Genomic DNA, 23092 nt, shown 5'->3' on the forward strand with positions numbered 1-23092 from the left:
TCAACCACTCTTGACAGCTCGTTATTGGACCACTGGTTTTGGAACTTAATGATCTGTTGTCGGTACTCATTAGGAGGAATGCATTCCAACGCGCGATTCTGCGGTTCATATGGGTTGCCTGTTCGACTTTTCCGAGCTTTTATTTGTCGATTGCGGATCCAAGATTGTTCGGCAGCTCTGTTGTGTATCTCAGTCTTGAATCTATAGAAATATTTGTGTTACACGAATGGCTCTGGCAGGGTTGTATCACCTTTCAACTGAACTCATTCAACGTGGAATCATCACGATAACTAAGTTGCGGTAAAATTATGAAAACGTCCCGTGAAGGGTGAGCAGAGAATGAAAATTACTCGAACGACCGATTTTGAGTTAATTGCACGGTTAAACAAACCCATCCATGACCTACACGTATCACTATATCCGCAGCATTTTACAGACTACAACTTCGAAGCGATCCGAGATTCCTTTGAGAAGCTGGTAAAAAGTGAAGCTTTTATTTTTCTTCTTCTAGGAGCGTGTCCGAGTAATCCCTGAAGTATTTTGTAAAAGGAAATTTCCGGATCAATAACGAAGTCCCCTGTATTGGTATTCACAGTGGAGGCTTCGAATCTTGGGAAAAAAGTTTCGTGACTACGACCCGAACCAACTCATTCTACTACCACCGGGGTTAAATGAATGGCTACCTGACGGCCACCTGGCGAACTTTGTCAGTGATGTGGTCGATCATATCGATATCTCCATCATTACAAAACAGTACGAACAAGAACTGCGAGGTTTTCCCCCGTACCACCCGGCAATGTTATTGAAGATTCTGGTTTACGCATATTGCACAGGCATGTACTCTTCCAGAAAGATCGCAAAGGCCTGTCAGGATGTAGTGGCGTTCCGAGTCCTGTCCGCAAATCAGTTCCCGGATTTCCGGACAATCAGTGATTTTCGGAAACGCCATTTGGTCACCTTCAAAGAACTTTTCTTGGAAGTCTTGAAGATTGCCCAACATGCAGGGATGGTTAAGCTCGGGCATGTATCGCTGGATGGCAGCAAGATTCGGGCAAACGCATCCAAACATAAAGCGATGAGTTACGAGCGGATGAAGCAGCAAGAGCAACGACTCCGCCAAGAAATCGCCGAGCTTACGCAGCAGGCTGAACGCACCGACCATAGTGAAGATAAAAAGTACGGTAACACCATGGGCGATGAACTCCCTGAAGAGTTAGCCCGTAGAGAGACCCGGTTGGCAAAAATTCAGGAAGCAATGTCCTCTCTGGAGAAAGAGGCCAAGGAAAGAGTGGAACAACAGCAACAGAAAGACGAACAACAAGACAAGAAGGACGATGACAACGGCCCCACCAACCAGACAGGCGCCAGGAAACGCGGTCGTCCACGCAAGGAGAGTCATCTCGCAGGTGTTCCGGAGGACAAGGCTCAACGCAACTTCACGGATCCGGAATCTCGCATTATGAAATCGAAAGACGGCTTTATCCAAGCATACAATGTGCAGGCTGTCGTCGATGAAGAGTACCAAATCATTGTTGCAACAGATGTTATAGACCACACAAATGACCACGGTGTCCTGCGTACAATGGTCGAAATGACGGCGGAGAATACGAAAGCGACGATGCACAAAATCTCATGTGATGCTGGCTACTTTGCCGAAGACGACGTGACATGGCTTCAAGAGAAAGAAATTGACCCATACATCGCAACAGGTCGTCAAAAGCACAATGAAGTGCCTGAGTCACCGAGAGGACGAATACCGAAACACTACACCATTAAGCAACGTATGACTCGGAAACTAAAAACAAAGAAGGGCCGTGCCGTCTACGCGAGACGCAAGGCTATCGTAGAGCCTGTGTACGGTCAAATTAAGGGTTGTCGACGATTCGACCAATTCTCACTTCGAAGCCTTGAGAAGGTCAGAGGAGAATGGTCGTTAGTTACCATGTGCCATAATCTGCTTAAGATATTCAAATACGGTCATATAAACTGGGCAACGTGCTAAAGATGGTGCTTAACCGACCAGTCCCCGTCTAATGAAGTAAGTGCCCATGGGGAAAGTCACCCATAGTCGAATAAAATATGGAACTGAACTCAAATGCAGAAAGTCTAAGCCGCAATACTCGGACACGCTCCTAGAAGAAGATAATGAACCGCTCGGTTACGCATGGATAGAGTTGAGACACTACCCTCAAAACGCCTTCATTAAAGAACGTCGAGCATTGTTTGTCCATCAAATAAGCATAGTGGATAATCAAAAGCGACGGGGATATGGAACGGCGTTAATGAATTACATATATGAACTAGCAAAAAAGAAAGTATTCAAACAGTTGAATTGGATTACTGGGCTAACAATGAAGTGGCTAAGAACTTTTACAAAAAACACGGATTCTCTGTTTATCGTGAATTTGTATATAAGACCGTCCAACCGTTGTTGAACTAAAGGAGTTATGTGACAGTAAACGCCTTTTTCAGTAAACGGGTAGGTTAACTCAGAATTCACATCAAAAAATCAAATGATGTCAGTGCAAGCTTTCCTGACCGTTTGGTGATGGATGTGGATAAGATGGCGCTGAATCAACGATCGGATATGATAAGGGTTAGTTACTTGAGGGTTTTGCAGAATTCGTTTTTCATGACTAAAATGAACATATATAGCGTATAAAAAGTAATTAAGACACTATATATGGCGTATGAAGTGTCGATAGAATGCATTCTGCAAAAGGCTCACTTAAATCATAAGACATCTTTAATCGTCTATTTGGGATTATAAGAGGTTGTCCGAAAAGCATCCGATTCGAGTAAATGTCTAGCCAAATACATGAATACAGGCTTCCTGATATGGGATAAGTTTACTTGGTAATTTGGTGAATGCCTCCGTATGGGAACACATTGCCTGCTCACCCTTGAAAATGGGCGCACGAACCCCTTGTCAGTAACATTGGCTTTTGTTTATTTTCCAGGTTCTGCTTGCCTATGCAGCGATATCGAGTTTCAATTGCTCGGCCTGGACTGTATACATTTGTGTAATTCGCTCTATGTGGTCATCAGGCAGCATGGTCTCTCGAATGTGACCTATCCTCGCCTGCATGAGCTGGAATATATCCTGCATGGTGAAGAAGGACTGTACTCGTTTGTTTGTTCGTACAGGCACCTTCTTGTGTTTCATAACTGTTGTCAACTCATTGGACTCTTGCGCAAAGGACAGCTCAATCTGCCTTCTGAAATCAAGCATCTGGGCATGCAGCATGGTGCCTTGTGGCACCGGGCCGTATGCAATCGGTTTGTCGTCAAAGGAAAATTCGAATTGCCTGCTGCATACCCCGGATAGCGGGCATGACTGGCATTTCTCTGAGTCCCCACGAAACCAGGAAGTGGCCGTTTTCCAGTCAAAGCCATCCCAAATCAGTCGTTCGCCTTGTTCGCACTCAGGTTGCCCATGTTCATTACATTCCTCTGGCATCACCATACCACTGCGAAACCCTGTAACCACAGCCATACTGTGTTTGTGGTATGCCTCCTTCTGGTCATCCGCATCTATGTAACCCATGTCGGCAACGAGATACTGAGTGCGCATTTCGTTAATCTGCCGGAGTTTCTCTATCAGTGGAAGCATCACTCGAATGTCGCCCACATTCGCAGGCTTAAGGATAGACAACAAGGCCACAGGTCCTTGAGATGTTCTTACTGCAATCGAGTGCTTCCGGTAACCAACGAAGAAACGGTTCTGGTTCACCTTGCTGCGCTGTGCCCCATAGGTGGCGTCCGGGTCAGAAAACGTTTTTTCACATGTGCAAACTGACTTAACCTCACAATCGCAGCGTTTTTTCTTGTATCCGTTGACATTGGCGTAAATCGGACGAGAGTCAATAGCGGCGAGGGTGTCCTGGATGAATCCCTCCATGTGAATGGATTGACGTATAAACTCGTCACGAATTTGTTCGAATACGTCCGGCCCTACTTTGTTACGGAAGTCACTCAGGCTCTGGTGTGACGGAACCTTTGCTGGATTGGGTACACCGATGAAGCTGCGCCACGCCTGGTTCTTTGGGTCTCGCAACTGTTTGCACAATTGACGGAATGAGGTAATCTCCGGCCTAGTGAAATACAGATAGTGCATCCGGAAATAGGCGATTGGAGATGCGGGTCTGCGTCCTCTCTTGTCGTACAGGGGTCCGACGAGCAGGTCCAGGAATGAGTCGTCAATGTGATCTACGTAATCAACGAGTTCGGGGTCGAAGCCAAGCGTGTTATAATAGGCGTATGGAAGCAGGTCTAACTGCAAATCTATGGAAAAACGCACCTCCAGAACTGGAAAATTTGACGGCTGGATACCTTCAATTTTACCAGTTTTGCGGATCGGTGCGTTTTGCTATTTACTCAAAATTGCGGGCTTTTCGGACACGCTCTATAAATGTCTCTACCCTCATAAGTTGTTGATTCACGTCGAAACAATATGACGCATCAATACTACTGAGGAGGATTTAACCGGTGAACAAAGTTCTGGGAAAAGTTATCGTGGGTTTCACAGCATCTGCAACTGTTGCGACAATGGGTCTTACATCGGCGTTTGCGGCAACAACATCGTTCGATAGCCAATACCAAACTAATTTGACAAAAGAACAGTCTCTACTGGCACAAGTCCCTTCTTCGTCGTCGAATACGACCGTTACCGACTTGCTATCCACTGTACAAAGCATCAACACTCAGGTATCTGCTTTGTACTCTGCTGAACAAGCGTTGTCCAACGCTAAGACGTCGATTCCTCAAGTACATACGGTGAGTGACACAGTAAAGAAACTTCAACTGAAGCGTGAGCAACTTCTTAAACAAGCTAATACAGATTGGGATTTAGTTGGAAGATACGAACATCATTCGCATGAAAAGAACTTACTGCAAAAGGCTGTGGCGGAACACAATGGAATTGAAAAGCAATTGCAGGAAGTGAATCGTCAAATAACCGCATGCAATACCGATAATGGATGGAATACAGAATCCTACAATGGTGGATTAGAAGCCTTGCAGGACTCCATCTTGAAACTGCAGTCCTCTGCTATTCATTACACCGAAGAAGCAATCAATCTTGAAAAGTCAACAGCGCCAACGACAACGACTACTAGCACGAGTAATAACGTTACAGTTACATCTATCAATTAACGTAGCACTATTGCCGTCCCAGTCTAGGGACGGCTTTCCTCTATCGTCTTATGAGACTCATCCTGCGGAAGGCATATCATTAATTCATCAACACGCGCCCTAGTCAGTCGACGGCCGTTTGCTGTATAATATATCCGACACTTAAATATTCCTCGATAGCTCAGCGGTAGAGCATCCGACTGTTAATCGGAGGGTCGTAGGTTCGAATCCTACTCGGGGAGCCAATTTGATGCCGAATGGTGTAATGGTAGCACGACTGACTCTGACTCAGTTAGTCTAGGTTCGAGTCCTAGTTCGGCAGCCAATAAGTTTAGATTATGCCGCTCCTACTTGGGGCGGTTTTTAGTTTCTCCAACTCCCTGTCAAACTCATATTGCGGCAGACTCAACATCCAGCCAATGTCGCTATAACGCTTTATCACCGGTGGTTTGTCAAAGGCGGACAACATGCGAGTTGTACAGCAAGGTAAACCGCTGAGACAGAAACGTAGAGGGGAAAACACAGGCAAGTGCGGTTAGTATTAAGGTGCGCACGCGGCGAAATCAAGATCGTTATTGAACGGGGCTTAAGCCCCACAAGTTTGCGTGCTTATCCATGTATGGATATACATGGCGTCATACCGAATTCCAATATGACTAACGGTTTGTGCTGAAGATTGAGCTGGGTATCTGAAGTCATGTTTCTGATGGAATTATAACTTGTTTAACACCGTTTATTTCTGCTACGACTTCGATGACTTTTTCTGTATTGGCCATCTGCTTTTGTACACGTAGATATAGCTCAATATCAACTTGGTTTTTTCTTCATCCGTACGGTCAATAGAAATTTGCTCAATACTCAGCCCAAGTTGTTCTAACGCCGCACTGATTCTCCCAATAAGTCCTGGACGGTCATTTGCCGTAATCATGATATGTTGAATATTCCGAATGAACCTGCGTTCCAAGGGCTTCAAGGCGACAAATCCGACCAGAACAAGGACTGTGCAGATTGTTCCAAGAATGTATTGACCAGCACCCACTGCTAAGCCAATGCCTGCCGTTGCCCAAACCCCAGCGGCTGTAGTCAGACCCCGAATGGCATTCCGCTGAAATATAATCACTCCAGCGCCGAGAAAGCCGATGCCGCTTACCACTTGAGCAGCGATCCGACTCGGGTCCAAGACAATCGTATGATTGTCTATGACGTCCGTAAAGCCGTATTTAGATATGATCATCATCAATGCACTTCCTATAGCAACAACAAAATGCGTTCGTACGCCAGCTTGTTTATAGTGTACTTTCCGCTCGACACCGATTGCTGCACCCAAAACTCCAGATAACAAGAGCCGTAAAATGAAGTCCCAATTTTGGTGCATAAAGCATCATCTCCCTAACGACTTTTGCGGAGCCAATTGGCAACTGCTATAGATATATAGTGCCTGATTTTGCTTCTCCGAATTAGATTTTTCAACATGAAGCAAAGAACTGTTGTACATATGGAGGCGACAATTGAACAAGATCATCCATCGATTGGTCCATGGTTATTCAGTCCAATAACGGAAGCTGTAATGTCACTTAGTCATAATGAACGACACCGGTCCCATTTCGTACATCGTGGATTACACTGAATCTTAAGAAACCAGCGCAGAGCCACATACGAAAGAGCCGTTTACTATGAAGACTATCACAAAGTTTGTTGGGATGAATGTGTCAAAGGAGAAAATAGCCGCTGCGGTTGCTATGAGCGTTGGTTAGATGGGCTGAATTGGGCGGATCGGCGGGAACAAGTCGTGTTCCAAGAGTATCGTCATCATTTACAGGAAATTGACGGACGAATCAGTCGACTAGAAGCAGCTATTCATCTGGAGGCGACGGAGAGCGAGCGTGCTCCGGTTATTCAGACGCTACAAACGTTGCGCGGTGTAGCTGAGGTGGTAGCCACTTCGTTGGTCGCTGAGATTGGGGAGTTCAAGAGGTTCCGTAATCCAAGGCAATTAATGGCGTATGCAGGCTTGGTACCACGAGAGTACTCGAGTGGGTACAACCCATTGCATAAGATGTGAAAAACCAGAAAGAATGGTCACTGGTGGCGGATATCGATGAAAGGCTGGTTATTTCGATTGAGAAGGATGGGAAACGAATAGCGACTGAATCATCAGTTGTTGGGAAAAGGAAAATTGTGGTCGTGATCAACAACCAGTTCACGAATTCACCCAATACCACACAAATTGCAAGTGGAGCTGGTCGAAACAGTGCTGCGGGGAGTAACGCTGCAATTGATTCTTCAAATACGCTTCAGCAACAAAGTGTCGGGGCGGCAGGAAGAGCTAGAAACCTAGGTATGAAGGGGAGTCAATCTGAGCCACACGACAAGCATGGAAACTGGAAAGACGACGAAGAACTTACGATCGTCATAAACAACCAAATTAACAAGACAGGTAAACGAACATCATCCGCTACTCAAGTCGCAAGCGGTGGAGGTATCGACAGTGCAGGAGGCACTAATGCCGCTATTCAGAGTTCGAACACGAAACAACAACATGCTGTTGGTGGGGACAAATCGGGTCGCGCATTAAATAAAGGACAGAATAACAAACAAAAGGAAGTCCGTTCGCGGAAGAGTTCAACTTCGAGACGGTAACCCGACGACCTCGCATCGGGATCGCGCTCTAAGCGTCAATATTCCAATGTAGAAAATTGACGGATCACATCTCCTTATAGAAGTATTTACAGGTACTACCAATTCTGGTCGTGATGTTACTACGTAAGAGATAACAGTATGGACGTCCTGATTGGAGAATTTCGCAAGGTTGGGTTTTCTGAACTTGGAGCCCCGTTGCCGTCGGCTCACGGATCATAGCTAAGTAGCACGTATACATTAGAACATGCAAAAAGCCGACTCGCACATTCTGGATCGGCTAGTTTTTCAATGGTTGCAGTTTGCGTATCGAGAATCCGTCCTCCGTGCGAACCAACGCCGCCAAGGGTTCTTGAGATTTGATGTCTATAAACGCTGTTGCTTCAAACCGCATGAACATACAGCGACTGGGACCAGGTGTTATTGCACTGGGAAGGAGTGCGCTAAATCGGAAGAACCATGCTCAGTGTAACTTGAGTCATGACGAGAGTACCTGTAGGATTCACGTCTAGCGCGATAATGACCTCTTTTGTACTGAACCGGTTGACCAGGATCTTTTCCTCATTGTTTCTCAGCACGACCCGCTTTTGCGTGAGGCCGGAGTGAAGATAGACCACGTGCGGCATGACGGTGGCACCGATGACTCCGACCGCGAGCAAGAGGGCATTATTGTTGCCAATCCACGGAACGACACTGTGATAAGCGATCTGGCCCCACAGCCGCGATAAAGGCGGGTCCTATGAATGGCAACAACGAGCGAATCCCCTTTTGCCGGGACAGGATCACGTCACGGGCGGCCATAACGGTCTTGTTTTCATAAATCGCATCCGTCGTAGACAAGCAATTCACATCCCCTTGATGTTTTAGATGTTATAAACAATCGATTTAACGACGGAAAGTGTGATGCATACGGCGATTATGGGCAGGCAACGATGGACATCAATTATATGCCTGGTGCTGGGGCACTGTACTGCATAGATTCACTAACGGGCGAGTTGTTGTTACCATTAACGAGGGATACCCAGATGGTATGTGTGTTGATGCAGAAGGGATGATTTGGGTTGCTCACTGGGGTGGTTCAAAAGTTACACGGGGAGAGATTACAAAATGATTGTTGTTACAACTGAAAACATTCATGGGTATCAAATTGAAAAAGTGATTGGTCAAGTGTTTGGTGTGGTCGTTCGAAGTCGTGGACTCGCTGGCAATATCACCGCAGGCCTACGGAGTCTTGTTGGCGGGGAAATTAAAGAATACACAGAAATGTTGGAAGACGCTCGAAAAAATGCGATCGATCGGATGGTTCAAAATGCGCACGAAATGGGCGCCAATGCCATCGTCATGATGCGTTTTGATTCAAGTGAAGTTGGACAAACCATGTCTGAAATCATTGCTTATGGCACAGCCGTTGTTGTGCGCAAGGGATGATGTTGGTAAAGTTTATCGTATCGTATTACGTTTTAGACGTGTTATTGATTGCCGGTGCAATAGCATTCACTTGGTGGGCAAGGAAAAAACGACTAAGGTCAAAAATACAAAAGACGCCAACTGGCTTCATAAAAACCGACGAAATATTTGTTGATCCAACGACGGGGATTAAACAGCAGGTTTGGTTTAATCCCAAGACGGGACAAAGGTACTACGAAACGATAAACGAGTGAGTGAAAGGAGTGATTTATTGAGTCAGAGACCGATTATCTCTCTGTTAGCTAGTCTTCTGTCTTAGCAATTGTATTATAACTAATTAACTTCACAAAAAGGTAAAGTAATTCTTTTCTTGATTCACATTTATGGGGTCCAAGGCAAGAAGAAATGAATGTAGTTGATGGAGAAACGCATATCCATAAAGGTGGAAAAAATATAATTTTCTGTGTATAAGTGCGGATAAGGCTGTGCATTACCGTAGAAGCTATGTTTCAGAAAGGATTTGATAACGTGGAAAGCTCGGGTAAGCACCAGTATGAAATTCACAACATAAAATCTCCAGTTTTGCAAATGGTTATCATTATCCTTGGAGTATTTATGGCTATTTTGGACACTAGTATCGTAAATGTCGCGATACCAACCATGGAAAATGATTTAAATACAACCACAGCTCAAATTCAATGGGTGTTAACAGCATATATGTTGACCCTAGGAGTTCTGATTCCCATATCAGGGTGGTTAACAGATCGATTTGGATCAAGACAGTTATTTTTGTTCTCTCTTGCAATTTTTACAATTGGATCCGCTTTATGTGGAATGTCATGGAATTTAAGTTCAATTTTATTTTTCAGAATTATTCAAGGTGTAGGTGGAGCCTTCATGCAGCCTGTTGCAATGTCCATGATTTATCGTATTTTCCCACCAGAGCGTCGAGGGACTATTATGGGTATATTTGGGATTGCGATGATGGTAGCTCCCGCCATTGGGCCAGTATTAAGTGGATACTTTGTTGATTATGCAAGTTGGAGATTGATTTTCTACATCAATGTACCAATCGGGATCGCAGCAGTTTTGCTTGGTTATTTTTCGCTCTATGATTTTCCTCATGAACAAAAGGGCAAGTTAGATATTTGGGGTCTGGTCTTTTCGACAATTGGATTCTTTAGCCTGCTTTATGGTTTTAATGAGGTTTCTTCGGATGGATGGAAATCAAGTACTGTAGTTCTCTCTCTCATGATTGGGATTGTCTTTCTCGTGCTTTTTATAATCACAGAGTTAAAAGTTGAAAATCCAATGCTTAACCTTAGCGTGTTAAACAATTACATGTTCAGCATGAGTCTGGTTATTAGCTCCATTATTTTCACAGCAATGTTTGTGGGGATTTTCTTACTACCACTATACCTCCAGGACATAATGGGATACACCGCAGTACGAACTGGCCTATTCATGACCCCGGCTGCACTGGCGACAGCAGTAATGATGCCAATCAGTGGGAAATTATTCGATAAAATTGGAGCTCGTCCCCTTGGGTTAATCGGGTTGTTGGTGATAACTCTCTCTACTTACGGATTTACTACGCTTGGATTACAAACAAGTTCGGCCCATATTCAATGGCTGTATATTATTAGAAGTATTGGCATGGGGATGACAATGATGCCGATTATGACTGCTGGGATGAACACGGTACCTATTAAGTTAGTAAGCCAAGGCACCGCTATGACAAACACTGTGCGACAAGTTTCTTCATCACTTGGAACAGCAATTTTAACCTCGTATATGACTACTCAGGCGACCTTACATACAACGCAGTTAGCATGGATGGTGAGTCCCACTACATACCAAGGACAAAGTCTGCTTAAAATGCAGAATATGTTTGAATCTCAGGGGATGACCGCTGTCCAAGCGCTTAACGCTGCTCGTGAATTGATGTATGGCCTGATTTCTAATCAAGGATATGTGCAAGGGATGAATGATACGTTTTTCGTATCTACTATTTTGTGCGCAATCGCTTGGGTAGGTATATGGTTTTATGCAAGTAAAAAAGAACGGGCAATTCGTGAAGGGCGGCGTAGACCACAAAAGACGAAAAAGCAATCGGAAACTCTGCTATTAGGGCCCGGAAAACCGTAATGCGCAAGAAGCCTCGTTGAAGTATAGTGCTGGCGGCGCAAGGGGATTTCCCTTTATGTCCCATTGGCTACAGCATTAGGATTTGTGGACGGAATGACCTGCTCAAGTCTCACGCAAATCGTTAAGACAGCGACGATAAAGAGTACACATCCAGCCAAGATAAAATAAATCTGGGTTCCAAAATGCTGACCCAGTATGCCTGCAAGCCCATCCCCTAATGGGATTGAAACCCATGCCGACAAACGAAATGCACTCGAACTACGCCCAAGCAACTGATCTGGAATCAACAGTTGACGCAGCGTGACCGACTGTACATTCCAAGCCACTAATAATACACCAATGAAAATCTGAATCAGGAAAATCACGGATGGGTTCTTTGTGAATGACAGAACAATTGGTGGGGTTAATCGAATACACACCATCTTCAACTTGAACCAATCCTACGGTGCGTAAGAGCGTAAGGTGATGGTGAACATTTGATTTGGTGGCGTTTAGCGTATTTGTAAGTTCACCAAGCGATTTTGCGGAATGACGGACAAGAGTAAGTAATCGAATCCGTTGAGCATCGCCAAGAGCTTTGTGAAGAGCAGCCACTTGCATCATCTGGGTTTGAGCGATGCCGCCAGGGAGAAACTCGTCTGCAACGGGGTAGTAATAAACGAGACAATGGGGTAGATAATTGACAATCGTAAACGGACGATATGCGGATTGTGGAATCAGCCAAAGTGTATTCACTCCAGGATGCGGTTGAAGCGCGCTCCCCTTTGTGACCAAACGAATTAGCTCAGAGGATTTCACCCCATCCGCAATGTGCTCGTTATGTTGTTTATCTTGCTGAAGCGCAAGCATCGTATGGGGCATGTCGGGAAATAATTCCTTGTACCAACACGCCAATAGGTTTTTGAGATCGATAGTTTAATAACCAACGGTTTTAAAAGGACGTCCGTTTTCAGGCAACCGTCCGTGCTTTAGGTGTGGATGCTGTCTCTTGTATTCGTTATACAAATTTTAGTGCGTATCCTGGATAATACATATTCAGAATGCTATAGCCTCTCGGTATTGGATGGTTAGAAAATTACATGAACCAGATGAATTTCCAGAAATGAACTGGTAACCATCGGCTTCATGGTTGTTCGGCAAGGTTCCTTGAAAAAGGGTATAGCAAACAAAGCGATGACGATGGGATTTTTAAAAAGTCATCGCTGGAGATGGTATGATTGGGGTGTTCTCAAGCTGACAAGAGCATTGGCTTTAGGTCCAGGTTGCTCTCTTGGTACCAAGCGTCAATGTGTTGACACATTGCAATGCCATAGACCCGGATGGTCCACATCATGGTGCTGCGATGCTTGGCGGCTTCGAGGTGGTAATCCTCTTTTGCTCGCTTGTTGCTGCGTTCGCAGGTGGTTCTGCGTTTGTAGATATTGGTCCACTCGTTGCTGTTGCGAGCGACGGGTGGAAACAAGCGGGGATTATCCTTGGTGTATGTGTGGACACATCTTCCGTAAGGTGAAACGGAGCATGGCGTGTCACATGTCACCACTCCCTTTACGACAAGCGGACAGTGATATTTGCGACGGGCTCTTGAGCTGTCGTATCCACGGTTTCTCATCTCCAGCCCTTTCTTGCAAATCGGAACCCCATTTCGAGAGATCATCATATCGTCTTTGTATTTCTTGTTGCCCGTGTTGCGCTGATTCATGTCGATGAACGGTGTAATCTTTTGTGACCTTAGATACTCGTAAATCGCCATGGCATCATGTGCAGCGTCAAGAAGAACTCTGTCCCAGGTGTATTCTCGGAAGTATGCCTTGAACTCACGGGCACTCACGACCCAAGATGTGGCATCGTGTCGGGAAGCCCTTTGTAGCCTAGGGTAAATCGGTAGGTCGTAAGGGCTATCCGCAGCGACAAGGCTGTATAAGTGGTAGCCGAAGTAAAACTTATTTCGGTAGCTGTCCCAGCCCATGTCGCAGTCTGGTTGTGAGAACTGGCGATGACAGGAGCACTGATTTTTTCCCTGGTCACGACAGGAACAAATTCGCTTGCTACGAATCTGGGCTGCTGTTTGCACGGGCATACCGTCACCAGCGATGGACAGGGCATGTACATTTCCTAACAAACCAAGTGAAGAGGAGACAGAGAGAAATTGTTGTTGGAAGAGGCGAAGCAGCACGTCAAAAGGCTGTGAACGAATGGCTGTACGTCTTTGCAATTGAGATATGAGTTTGGCAATTCTCTTTGGATTGGTAGTGGGCGCCTTTTCTCCCTTTTTTCCTCTCTTGGGTTTCTTTCGACTAAGTCTTCGCCTAGATGCAATGTTGGGAGAAACGTGATTCCATAGCCGCCCAAAGAAATCGTAGAACGTACCTACGCCCGGGGTGTGACCATACTCAAAACCACTGAGGATAGCGTATAACGGGCAGCGGCGGAGCTGGTTCACCCACTTCGTGATGGATGGTTCTCCAACCTCAAGCATGAGAAGGTAGGAACGGAGTAGGTTCGCAGGGTCAATGGATTGGGGACCACGACACGAGTAAGTACCTTTGACGCACTGGAAGGTGTCAGAGAGATCTGTGACCCAAAATTTTGCTACGAGCGCCCAGTCTTTGGCGATGAACAACAGTGAGCCATTCGAGTAGTGCAGGCGAAGACGTTCCTCAATGAACGATTGATACTGTTGGTGAGACCGAAGGATAGGTAACATAACACAACCCCAATATGGATGAGATAGGACGGCTAAGCCCTTCTCGGTGATTATTGGGATGATTCCAAAAAGTCAAGTGTTATTTGATGTTCCAGCATAATTTGTTCCGAATTCGTATTTGAATTTCCAATTCAGTACCCTCGGCATATGGAGGGAACGTGGGGGCAAATGAAAATCTCTCTAGGTCCAAAACCTTGAGAGACCAATAAAAACCAAATGCCGAGAGGCTATTGCTTTCAAAGGGGAGTTTCGCTGTGCCTGCCCAATATTGAGACCCCCATTGAGACATTACATATGTCCCGTCGAACCAACTATTATCTGAATTCGGAACTCCCATCCGATAGTCTAATTCTTTAATTGTACCGTCGGTGGGGACATACACCATGTTCCATGTTTCTTGAAGAGCGAGGTCGGTTTCAGGACGCCCACTAAGGTACTTAAATTCTTGAAAGTTAGTCGTATTGTCTACATCATATGTAAGTCCATTTTCTGTAACAGGGTGCAGGGTGTGATACCATGCGAACATCTTTATCGCAATGGCACCGGCTTGCAAGGCTTGCGGGTCCCAACTTGGCATCCATTCGTTTGGTAAAACATCTTCGCAATACTCTTCAAACCCAAGTGTTTGAACATAAAGAATCGGACCGACTGGGTTATTATACGATCTGATGGCGACACGGATCGTGGAAGGATACGCCGTATTATAAATCGTTTGTGTTTGCGCGCTCGCGTGAACAGGCAGTGAAAGTACGAGACCCATTACGGTACAAATTACGAACAAAGCGGACCGTAAACTTTGTATCATGCGTTTTCCTCCTATCGCTGTTCTGGACTCCATGGCGCATTCCCGGGTCGCCCGGAATTGGAGGTTGTTTTTTGAGGTTTAATTCTTCTGCATAATGGTCCACATACAGTTTTAAGTCATGAATGCTAAAGTTTCCGAGTGATTGGGAGGGTTGATTACGACCATTTGGAACAATTGGTTGTAAGACTACAGGTTGTACAGTATTTAGACTGTTCGGAACAACAAAAACAGCTTGTTCGTTATAGCCGTTTGCAAGGACAACCGCATTCACCACGCCTTTGGCATCAAATCCCTGATTCCACTTCATTTCGTAGAGAGGTACAGAGGTGTCCCAAACGCCACGCGTATTAGTTAGCCCAGAGTCAACAATTTCCCCTTCGTGATTGATGACAATCACACGAGCGCCAGCAATCGTCGTGGATTTTGAGGAACCAACGCGAAATTCGATATGCCCTTTTTGTTGATCTGCTTGCGTGCCAGCAGCAAACACGGGTGATACACTACTGATTGAGCTACATAGGACAAGACTTGAGATGACTTTTGTTAATGTTCTCATATGCTTCCCCCTTGAAATATTTATCTTCAAAAGGAAGGATGCCCCTGAAAACGTCGTTTATGTGTATAGCCGAGATCAATAGAACGACATTAAAGAGACACTCGATATTTCCAAGGCGTTTGTCTTATTCTTCTAACGATGCCCTAGCGTGAACACGGGTATAACAGGATTCCAATCGTTTACGAATTCTACAGGCTGCCGATGAACTGTTCAACACTCGCGGATACAAGAGTGTCACGATAAGTGACTTGGCGGAGACAATCGGTTGAGCAAGAAAACAATTTATCAGTATTTCTCTGGGAAAGAGGAAATCGCATCGGCCGTTATCGAGACGGTTATGGGGCGAGTATCTGAGAAGTTTGACCGGCTCGAGGAGCCAAGTGAAGATCCGTTGGGCCAAATTCGTTTGGCATTTGAGCAAGTCAAAGCCGAAGTTGCTCGTGTCAGTCCGCTCTTGCAAGAGGATATTCGAAAACTCTTACCCCAAGGGCATCAGAGAATAAAGGAGATTCGGGCAGAGAAGATCAAGAAGATTTAGCGGTTGATGGCAATCCATGCGCAAGCAAAGTCCTATGTTCATCTATGTAACTCATGGCATTTGTCTGGAAACCGAAAAATATAAAATGGTATCTATAGTGTAAAGACGGAATGGGTGAAAAGCATGCAAAAATCCGTTTTGTTTTTCAACGAAATCAATAAAACATCATTACCGTACGTTGGGGGCAAGGGAGCAAATCTCGGGGAAATGACAAAGGCAGGCTTCCCTGTACCGCAGGGGTTTTGCATCACTACCCTCGCATATCAGGCCTTTGTCGAGACGAGCGGTAAGATGAATCACTTCTTTACCCAGCTTGATCATGTTCGTGAGAATAGCTTGGATGAAATTCGGGTATTGGGGGAACAAATTCGCAATCACTTGGAGACCCTAGCTATTCCACGGGAGCTTGAAGCGGCTATCGTGAAGGCATGGCAGCAGAGCGGCAAGAAAAAGCCTATGCGGTTCGTTCTAGTGCAACGGCAGAAGACTTGCCGGGTGCTTCTTTTGCTGGCCAACAAGAAACGTATCTCAATATACTCGGACAGGACCAGCTACTCAATTCTGTTCGGCGCTGTTGGGCATCACTGTTCACGGATCGAGCGATTTCCTATCGTGTTAAGAACGGCTTCGACCACCGCCACGTCTTCCTGTCGGTCGTCGTTCAAGAAATGGTTTTTCCTGAGGTATCCGGAATCATGTTTACGGCAGATCCTATCTCCGGTAATCGGAACGTCACCTCCATCGACGCCAGTTTCGGATTGGGCGAAGCTTTGGTATCCGGCTTGGTGTCCGCTGATTTATATCAAGTTCGATCTGGTCAAATTCTTCAAAAGAAGATTTCCGACAAGAAGATCGCCATCTACTCCGTCTCGGAAGGTGGCACTGTGACGAAGGAGTTGTCAATTGACCAACGGTGTGCCCAAGCTCTGCCTGATGAAAAAATCATCGAATTGGCTAACCTTGGGGACCGAATCGAAGAACATTACGGCACTGACCAAGACATTGAATGGTGTTTAGTAGATGGGGAGTTTTACATCGTACAATCCCGTCCCATCACGACGCTGTTTCCGGTGCCGAGGGTATGGGATGACCGGGTACACGCCTTCGTATCCGTGGGTCATCAGCAAATGATGACGGACGCGCTGCGACCGCTCGGGATTTCGGTTCTCCGCACCTTCTTTCCTTTCAAGCCAGCCGGTACGGCCGCATCGGAAAGTCCTTATGTTCTAGAGGCAGGTAGCCATTTATTTTTCGACATTACGAATTTACTTTATTTGAAACCACTGAAAAAGATTTTACCAAGATTGTTCAGCGGTATTGATGAGCGGGTTGGGAGCGCCGTCAGCGAACTCATTCAAAGACCCGAATTCCAGCTCCCTGCTGACAAGCGTCTTCAAAAAACCGCCATGCGAATCGCCCGGTTTGGTGGAAAGAATGTGCTCGTCGGACTGTTATTTCGCGATCCGTCCCAAGCAAGACCATTCGTCAATACGTTTATGAAACGCTCCCTGGAAGAGTGCGAACAGTTCATATTCGCCGTAACGGGTGCTGAACGCATTCGCAGAATTCAGGAACATCTCGGAAATCTCATGCTGTCCATCTTACGAGTCGTGTCACGTTATTTCGGTTCAGGACTCATCGCTATGGTGTTGGTGAAAGTTTTGGCCAAGCGATGGCGCTTAAGTGATGAGAACGTACAGTTGTTGAACAAATCATTACCCGGAAACGTCACAAGTGAGCTCGGACTGCAAATTGGCGATTTGGCTGATTGTGCGCGGCAGTATCCGGAAGTTATCGAGTATTTACAAAACGCAAATGATGCGACATTTTTCGAGGGACTTAATCGGGTTCCGGGTGGCTCAGAATTTGGAAGAGCGTTCGAAAAGTTTTTGGTAAGCTATGGGATGCGATGTCCGGGCGAGATCGATATCACTAACCCAAGATGGCGCGAACAGCCCACTAGGCTCGTTCCGCCAATTTTGAGCCACATTCGGGCCCAAAAGCCAGGTGAACATCGACAAAACTTTGAGCAAGGAAGAATCGAGGCGAACGAGGCGGCGGATCAGATCCTTGCACAACTGCGCCGAACGCGGGGAGGCGTATTCAAAGCCAGGTTCATGACCCGTTTGATTCGAGTTTACCGAAATACCGTAGGAATGCGGGAACATCCGAAATACATCTTGATTCAGCATTTTGACTTATGTAAGCGAGCCATTTGGGAGGAAGCAGGGAGACTTGTTCAAAGTGGCGTTTTGCGTCACGAATCGGATGTGTTCTGGTTGTCTCTTGGCGAACTCTTCGCTTTGGAGGATCGGACGTTTGTTGGGGATGTCCAGCAGGTCATCATAGATAGGCAGCGGCAGTATGAACAGGACAAAAAGTTGACGCCACCGCGTATGATGACCAGCGAAGGGGAAATCATCACGGGCACGAGGCGTGACGTGGAAGCGCCAGAAGGTGCCCTGATCGGCACACCCGTTTCAGCCGGGGTTGCCGAAGGGTACGCGAAGGTGGTACTCAGGCCCGAGGAGGCGAAACTCAACCCTGGCGAGATCATGATTGCACCGTTTACCGATCCCGGTTGGACGCCGCTGTTTCACTCGGCGAAGGCGTTAGTCATGGAGGTAGGGGGATCATGACACACGGAGCTGTCGTAGCACGTGAATATGGAATACCCGCAGTGGTCGGTATTGATAATGCCACTGAGGTTATCAAGGACGGAGAGTATATCCGGGTTGACGGAACCAAAGGATTCGTTGAGATTCTACGGAAGTCTGAGGTGTCTCAAACGAATTGAATCCATGACGCATCGGCGAAGGGGCTGTCCCAAAAGGGTCGTACCAAATCATCCAGTCCCAACATCATATAGAAAAGCCTCCAAATCCACAGTGAAAGTGGAGATGGAGGCTTTTTGTTTTAAGGAATTCTTAATCAAAGTGGGGCTTCAAAAATCCAAAATTGACTTTTGGGACACCCCCTTTTGCTGTATTGCACCTCAAAAGTGAACTCGGTTAGTGTGATTAAGCCCTCTTTAGGGGACGTTCGTGTGTAATAGCCTCTCGGTATTGGATGGTTAGAAAATTACATGAACCAGATGAATTTCCAGAAATGAACTGGTAACCATCGGCTTCATGGTTGTTCGGCAAGGTTCCTTGAAAAAGGGTATAGCAAACAAAGCGATGACGATGGGATTTTTAAAAAGTCATCGCTGGAGATGGTATGATTGGGGTGTTCTCAAGCTGACAAGAGCATTGGCTTTAGGTCCAGGTTGCTCTCTTGGTACCAAGCGTCAATGTGTTGACACATTGCAATGCCATAGACCCGGATGGTCCACATCATGGTGCTGCGATGCTTGGCGGCTTCGAGGTGGTAATCCTCTTTTGCTCGCTTGTTGCTGCGTTCGCAGGTGGTTCTGCGTTTGTAGATATTGGTCCACTCGTTGCTGTTGCGAGCGACGGGTGGAAACAAGCGGGGATTATCCTTGGTGTATGTGTGGACACATCTTCCGTAAGGTGAAACGGAGCATGGCGTGTCGCATGTCACCACTCCCTTTACGACAAGCGGACAGTGATATTTGCGACGGGCTCTTGAGCTGTCGTATCCACGGTCTCTCATCTCCAGCCCTTTCTTGCAAATCGGAACCCCATTTCGAGAGATCATCATATCGTCTTTGTATTTCTTGTTGCCCGTGTTGCGCTGATTCATGTCGATGAACGGTGTAATCTTTTGTGACCTTAGATACTCGTAAATCGCCATGGCATCATGTGCAGCGTCAAGAAGAACCCTGTCCCAGGTGTATTCTCGGAAGTATGCCTTGAACTCACGGGCACTCACGACCCAAGATGTGGCATCGTGTCGGGAAGCCCTTTGTAGCCTAGGGTAAATCGGTAGGTCGTAAGGGCTATCCGCAGCGACAAGGCTGTATAAGTGGTAGCCGAAGTAAAACTTATTTCGGTAGCTGTCCCAGCCCATGTCGCAGTCTGGTTGTGAGAACTGGCGATGACAGGAGCACTGATTTTTTCCCTGGTCACGACAGGAACAAATTCGCTTGCTACGAATCTGGGCTGCTGTTTGCACGGGCATACCGTCACCAGCGATGGACAGGGCATGTACATTTCCTAACAAACCAAGTGAAGAGGAGACAGAGAGAAATTGTTGTTGGAAGAGGCGAAGCAGCACGTCAAAAGGCTGTGAACGAATGGCTGTACGTCTTTGCAATTGAGATATGAGTTTGGCAATTCTCTTTGGATTGGTAGTGGGCGCCTTTTCTCCCTTTTTTCCTCTCTTGGGTTTCTTTCGACTAAGTCTTCGCCTAGATGCAATGTTGGGAGAAACGTGATTCCATAGCCGCCCAAAGAAATCGTAGAACGTACCTACGCCCGGGGTGTGACCATACTCAAAACCACTGAGGATAGCGTATAACGGGCAGCGGCGGAGCTGGTTCACCCACTTCGTGATGGATGGTTCTCCAACCTCAAGCATGAGAAGGTAGGAACGGAGTAGGTTCGCAGGGTCAATGGATTGGGGACCACGACACGAGTAAGTACCTTTGACGCACTGGAAGGTGTCAGAGAGATCTGTGACCCAAAATTTTGCTACGAGCGCCCAGTCTTTGGCGATGAACAACAGTGAGCCATTCGAGTAGTGCAGGCGAAGACGTTCCTCAATGAACGATTGATACTGTTGGTGAGACCGAAGGATAGGTAACATAACACAACCCCAATATGGATGAGATAGGACGGCTAAGCCCTTCTCGGTGATTATTGGGATGATTCCAAAAAGTCAAGTGTTATTTGATGTTCCAGCATACTTTGTTCCGAATTCGTATTTGAATTTCCAATTCAGTACCCTCGGCATATGGAGGGAACGTGGGGGCAAATGAAAATCTCTCTAGGTCCAAAACCTTGAGAGACCAATAAAAACCAAATGCCGAGAGGCTATTTGAGGGAAAGGGGGAAGTCGCCATACAACCAAGGAATTTTGTCCAATGCCCTTAATCCAAAGGTGGCTGTGTTTTTCCTGACCTTTCTACCGCAGTTCGTGGAGCCAGGTGCAAATACGATGGAACAACTTTTCTTAATGGGTCTCATCTATACTGGATTAGCTATTGTGTGGTTCTTTATTTACGTCAGTTTTGTTAATTACCTCCGAAACTGGCTAAAAAGCCCGAAGGGCAAGAGGCTGATGGAGAGAATGACAGGGGCAGTCCTGGTTGGATTTGGGTTAAAGTTGGCATTTGAAAGACGGTAGTTTTCTACCGAGGCATAATTACTAGAACTCGTGCATATCAATGTTTTTATAAACATGCGTCCGCCTTGCATGGTTTTTGTTCAGTTATCAGGGCAGGAAAGCGCAACAGCAATCAGTAATGATCCAGCAGCAGTGAGGAGTATTTCTCGAACAAACTCGCTAGCACAGCGATACCGACCACGTTGCCAAGCCAAATCATGTTGTATCCTCAGACTGTGATGCTAAGGTGTTTGTCATGTATCAAGAAGATTTAGCAATACGCTGGGGAAACTCGTTTTTAACAGCAAAACAAAAGGATTATTGTTGCAAGCCACGAATATAGCTTAACTGCGGACAGTTCCATAGGAATGCAACTAGGTGCCCTTTCAAGGGGTAACAGGGAATCGGGTGTAAATCCCGAGCGGTCCCGCCACTGTAACTGCGAAGTTCTCTTTCACCATGTCACTCGTTTGTTCGGGGAAGACGAAAGAGGATGATGACCAGAAGCCAGGAGACCTACCTAGATTGCTGCACCCAAGAACCTTCGAGGAAAGGAGCGGTGTACGAGGGCGACTGACGAGTGTAGATTCGTCTTTCTTTAGCCTTGCACACAATCCTCGACTAGAAGTCGGGGATTTCTTTATGTTGTCGTACTAAAAGTTAGGCAGATAGGAGAGGATTTAAATTGAATTTTAAGAAGTCAATTTTGGAGTTTGGCTTGAGTATTGTTGTTTTACATGTAGTCGCTATCGGTCTCTTGGTGACAGCAATCCCTCATCATCCAACTTTATTGGGGCTCGGAGTTCTGGCATATACGTTTGGACTTCGCCATGCTTTTGACGCAGATCACATCGCTGCCATTGACAATACGGTACGTAAACTCAGGCAGGAGGAGAAAAATCCAATTGGTGTGGGTTTTTACTTCTCTCTTGGACACTCAACGATCGTGATAATCATGGCAATAGTCACGGCATTTGCCGTTCACTGGGCACAAAAATCTATCCCTGCGTTACAGAACATTGGGGGAATCTTAGGAACCAGTATTTCCGCCGTATTCCTGTTTTTGATCGGGATTATCAATTTGTTCGTGCTCATGAATATTTACAAGGTATTTAAGGAGATGCGCACGACTTCACTGAACGAGGCGGAGTTCGAGGAAGTGCTTCTTTCGAGGGGATTTATATCCCGTATGATTGGACCCTTATTTAAATTAGTAAATAAAAGTTGGCACATTTATCCGATAGGCGTTCTTTTCGGATTTAGTTTTGATACAGCGAGTGAAGTTGCCCTATTGGCTATATCTGCAGGAGCGGCAAAGAACGCGATTCCATTCACGGGTGTACTTGCCCTTCCTCTTTTGTTTTCAGCGGGGATGAGCCTGATGGACACGGCGGATGGCTTGTTTATGACAACGGCTTACCATTGGGCATTTGCGACCCCAATTCGTAAAGTGTATTACAACCTCACTGTGACAGGTTTGTCGGTTGTTGCAGCTTTGGTCATAGGCATGATTGAGGTTCTTCAAGTCCTAGCTCCAGAAATGGGACTAAATCAAGGTTTTTGGGCTTGGGTGCAGAACTTGGATTTTGGTACGATTGGCTGTATGTTGGTAGGAATGTTTGTTGTCACGTGGACAGTTTCGTACGGAATATGGAAATTTTACCGCATTGAGCAACGGTGGTCCGCGACTAATTAATAGTACGGTTCAATACACTTTGTACGAGTTGAATAAATATAAAAAACGCGGCACTCCGTTATGATATGCCGCGTTTTTCCGCGTTATTCATTGCGGGAAACAGGTTAATAACTAATTGTCCAGGTTCCATCTAGATTAAAATGTGTAGCGTGATCTATATGGATAAGTGCATTTAGAGCTTCGATAAATTCTTCGACAGATCCGCAAACTTTTGAGTGTTGATACATCATGAACACCTC

The 23092-nt window shown here is 46.1% G+C and carries 21 protein-coding genes, 2 tRNA genes, 2 pseudogenes and 1 riboswitch; of the genes and pseudogenes, 16 read left to right on the forward strand and 9 right to left on the reverse strand.

What is annotated here, in order from left to right; genetic code table 11:
• The first annotated feature begins 610 nt into the window (after nucleotides 1–610).
• Entirely contained in the window at nucleotides 611–2002 is a 1392-nt protein-coding gene (locus NZD89_RS03060; RefSeq protein ID WP_431308595.1) for an IS1182 family transposase, read from the forward strand.
• A 46-nt stretch (nucleotides 2003–2048) separates the two neighbouring features.
• Nucleotides 2049–2435, forward strand: a complete 387-nt coding sequence (locus tag NZD89_RS29435; RefSeq protein ID WP_369125233.1) for a GNAT family N-acetyltransferase — start codon at nucleotides 2049–2051, stop codon at nucleotides 2433–2435.
• 536 nt (nucleotides 2436–2971) lie between these two features.
• Here the strand turns inward: NZD89_RS29435 and NZD89_RS03065 are convergent.
• On the reverse strand, nucleotides 2972–4300 hold the full coding sequence (locus NZD89_RS03065; RefSeq protein ID WP_268003901.1) for a transposase: 1329 nt from the start codon (nucleotides 4298–4300) through the stop codon (nucleotides 2972–2974).
• A 188-nt stretch (nucleotides 4301–4488) separates the two neighbouring features.
• On the opposite strand from NZD89_RS03065, the gene NZD89_RS03070 reads away from it, so the two are divergent.
• The 3 genes from NZD89_RS03070 (at nucleotide 4489) to NZD89_RS03080 (ending at nucleotide 5458) form a co-directional block, all read left to right on the forward strand.
• The gene (locus tag NZD89_RS03070) at nucleotides 4489–5154 is read left to right on the forward strand and encodes a hypothetical protein (protein WP_268006355.1); all 666 of its coding nucleotides are present in this window, start codon (nucleotides 4489–4491) and stop codon (nucleotides 5152–5154) included.
• Nucleotides 5155–5303: 149 nt separating this feature from the next.
• Nucleotides 5304–5378, forward strand: a tRNA-Asn gene (locus NZD89_RS03075).
• A 6-nt stretch (nucleotides 5379–5384) separates the two neighbouring features.
• A tRNA-Gln gene (locus tag NZD89_RS03080) sits at nucleotides 5385–5458 on the forward strand.
• A 417-nt stretch (nucleotides 5459–5875) separates the two neighbouring features.
• On the opposite strand, the gene NZD89_RS03085 is transcribed toward NZD89_RS03080, so the two are convergent.
• Nucleotides 5876–6508 carry an MgtC/SapB family protein gene (locus NZD89_RS03085; protein WP_268006371.1) on the reverse strand — a complete coding sequence of 211 codons (633 nt, stop codon included), beginning with the start codon at nucleotides 6506–6508 and terminating at the stop codon, nucleotides 5876–5878.
• A 414-nt stretch (nucleotides 6509–6922) separates the two neighbouring features.
• Here NZD89_RS03085 and NZD89_RS30060 point away from each other — a divergent pair, with 414 nt between their 5' ends.
• Nucleotides 6923–7195 (forward strand): transposase, encoded by a 273-nt coding sequence (locus NZD89_RS30060; RefSeq protein ID WP_431308668.1) that lies wholly within the window; start codon nucleotides 6923–6925, stop codon nucleotides 7193–7195.
• Nucleotides 7196–7218: 23 nt separating this feature from the next.
• The gene (locus NZD89_RS03095) at nucleotides 7219–7773 is read left to right on the forward strand and encodes a hypothetical protein (RefSeq protein ID WP_268006353.1); all 555 of its coding nucleotides are present in this window, start codon (nucleotides 7219–7221) and stop codon (nucleotides 7771–7773) included.
• A 550-nt stretch (nucleotides 7774–8323) separates the two neighbouring features.
• Here NZD89_RS03095 and NZD89_RS30065 read toward each other — a convergent pair.
• Both NZD89_RS30065 and NZD89_RS03105 read right to left on the reverse strand, forming a co-directional pair.
• Nucleotides 8324–8432, reverse strand: a pseudogene (locus NZD89_RS30065) (divalent metal cation transporter); the annotation flags it as partial.
• A 4-nt stretch (nucleotides 8433–8436) separates the two neighbouring features.
• Nucleotides 8437–8610 (reverse strand): hypothetical protein, encoded by a 174-nt coding sequence (locus tag NZD89_RS03105; RefSeq protein ID WP_268006351.1) that lies wholly within the window; start codon nucleotides 8608–8610, stop codon nucleotides 8437–8439.
• A gap of 130 nt (nucleotides 8611–8740) precedes the next feature.
• Here NZD89_RS03105 and NZD89_RS03110 point away from each other — a divergent pair, with 130 nt between their 5' ends.
• From NZD89_RS03110 to NZD89_RS03120, 3 genes are all read left to right on the forward strand, one after another.
• Complete coding sequence (locus NZD89_RS03110; protein WP_268008376.1) at nucleotides 8741–8881, forward strand: SMP-30/gluconolactonase/LRE family protein; 141 nt, start codon at nucleotides 8741–8743, stop codon at nucleotides 8879–8881.
• Complete coding sequence (locus NZD89_RS03115) at nucleotides 8878–9198, forward strand: YbjQ family protein (protein ID WP_268006350.1); 321 nt, start codon at nucleotides 8878–8880, stop codon at nucleotides 9196–9198. Before NZD89_RS03110 ends, NZD89_RS03115 begins: the two co-directional genes overlap by 4 nt.
• A 507-nt stretch (nucleotides 9199–9705) precedes the next feature.
• The gene (locus tag NZD89_RS03120) at nucleotides 9706–11325 is read left to right on the forward strand and encodes a DHA2 family efflux MFS transporter permease subunit (RefSeq protein WP_268006349.1); all 1620 of its coding nucleotides are present in this window, start codon (nucleotides 9706–9708) and stop codon (nucleotides 11323–11325) included.
• Nucleotides 11326–11583: 258 nt separating this feature from the next.
• Here the strand turns inward: NZD89_RS03120 and NZD89_RS03125 are convergent, their stop codons facing one another.
• The 4 genes from NZD89_RS03125 to NZD89_RS03140 form a co-directional block, all read right to left on the reverse strand.
• The gene (locus NZD89_RS03125; protein ID WP_268006348.1) at nucleotides 11584–12186 is read right to left on the reverse strand and encodes an ArsR/SmtB family transcription factor; all 603 of its coding nucleotides are present in this window, start codon (nucleotides 12184–12186) and stop codon (nucleotides 11584–11586) included.
• A 367-nt stretch (nucleotides 12187–12553) separates the two neighbouring features.
• Entirely contained in the window at nucleotides 12554–14029 is a 1476-nt protein-coding gene (locus NZD89_RS03130) for a transposase (protein ID WP_268006372.1), read from the reverse strand.
• Between the two features lie 79 nt (nucleotides 14030–14108).
• On the reverse strand, nucleotides 14109–14834 hold the full coding sequence (locus NZD89_RS03135; protein ID WP_268006373.1) for a SpoIID/LytB domain-containing protein: 726 nt from the start codon (nucleotides 14832–14834) through the stop codon (nucleotides 14109–14111).
• A complete protein-coding gene (locus NZD89_RS03140) occupies nucleotides 14731–15390 on the reverse strand; it encodes a hypothetical protein (RefSeq protein ID WP_268006346.1) in 660 nt (219 codons plus the stop codon). The genes NZD89_RS03135 and NZD89_RS03140 overlap by 104 nt, the downstream gene beginning before the upstream one ends.
• 206 nt (nucleotides 15391–15596) lie before the next feature.
• Here NZD89_RS03140 and NZD89_RS29440 point away from each other — a divergent pair, with 206 nt between their 5' ends.
• The 4 genes and pseudogenes from NZD89_RS29440 (at nucleotide 15597) to NZD89_RS03155 (ending at nucleotide 18725) form a co-directional block, all read left to right on the forward strand.
• Entirely contained in the window at nucleotides 15597–15659 is a 63-nt protein-coding gene (locus NZD89_RS29440) for a hypothetical protein (RefSeq protein WP_369125255.1), read from the forward strand.
• Nucleotides 15656–15928, forward strand: coding sequence for a TetR/AcrR family transcriptional regulator (locus NZD89_RS03145; protein ID WP_268006345.1), 273 nt, complete (start codon nucleotides 15656–15658; stop codon nucleotides 15926–15928). Before NZD89_RS29440 ends, NZD89_RS03145 begins: the two co-directional genes overlap by 4 nt.
• Nucleotides 15929–16135: 207 nt before the next feature.
• A pseudogene (locus NZD89_RS03150) lies at nucleotides 16136–18567 on the forward strand (phosphoenolpyruvate synthase).
• Nucleotides 18564–18725 carry a PEP-utilizing enzyme gene (locus tag NZD89_RS03155; RefSeq protein ID WP_268006344.1) on the forward strand — a complete coding sequence of 54 codons (162 nt, stop codon included), beginning with the start codon at nucleotides 18564–18566 and terminating at the stop codon, nucleotides 18723–18725. Before NZD89_RS03150 ends, NZD89_RS03155 begins: the two are co-directional and overlap by 4 nt.
• A gap of 437 nt (nucleotides 18726–19162) precedes the next feature.
• Here the strand turns inward: NZD89_RS03155 and NZD89_RS03160 are convergent, their stop codons facing one another.
• Nucleotides 19163–20638 (reverse strand): transposase, encoded by a 1476-nt coding sequence (locus tag NZD89_RS03160; protein ID WP_268004699.1) that lies wholly within the window; start codon nucleotides 20636–20638, stop codon nucleotides 19163–19165.
• A 216-nt stretch (nucleotides 20639–20854) separates the two neighbouring features.
• Between NZD89_RS03160 and NZD89_RS03165 the strand changes: the two genes are divergently transcribed.
• Together NZD89_RS03165 and NZD89_RS03170 are read left to right on the forward strand one after the other, a co-directional pair.
• Nucleotides 20855–21178 carry a LysE family translocator gene (locus NZD89_RS03165; protein ID WP_268006374.1) on the forward strand — a complete coding sequence of 108 codons (324 nt, stop codon included), beginning with the start codon at nucleotides 20855–20857 and terminating at the stop codon, nucleotides 21176–21178.
• A 338-nt stretch (nucleotides 21179–21516) separates the two neighbouring features.
• Nucleotides 21517–21695, forward strand: a riboswitch (cobalamin riboswitch).
• Nucleotides 21696–21842: 147 nt separating this feature from the next.
• A complete protein-coding gene (locus NZD89_RS03170; RefSeq protein ID WP_268006376.1) occupies nucleotides 21843–22853 on the forward strand; it encodes a HoxN/HupN/NixA family nickel/cobalt transporter in 1011 nt (336 codons plus the stop codon).
• The last annotated feature ends 239 nt before the right edge of the window (nucleotides 22854–23092 follow it).

The sequence above is a fragment of the Alicyclobacillus fastidiosus genome (genome assembly GCF_026651875.1).
Taxonomy (GTDB): Bacteria; Bacillota; Bacilli; order Alicyclobacillales; family Alicyclobacillaceae; genus Alicyclobacillus; species Alicyclobacillus fastidiosus.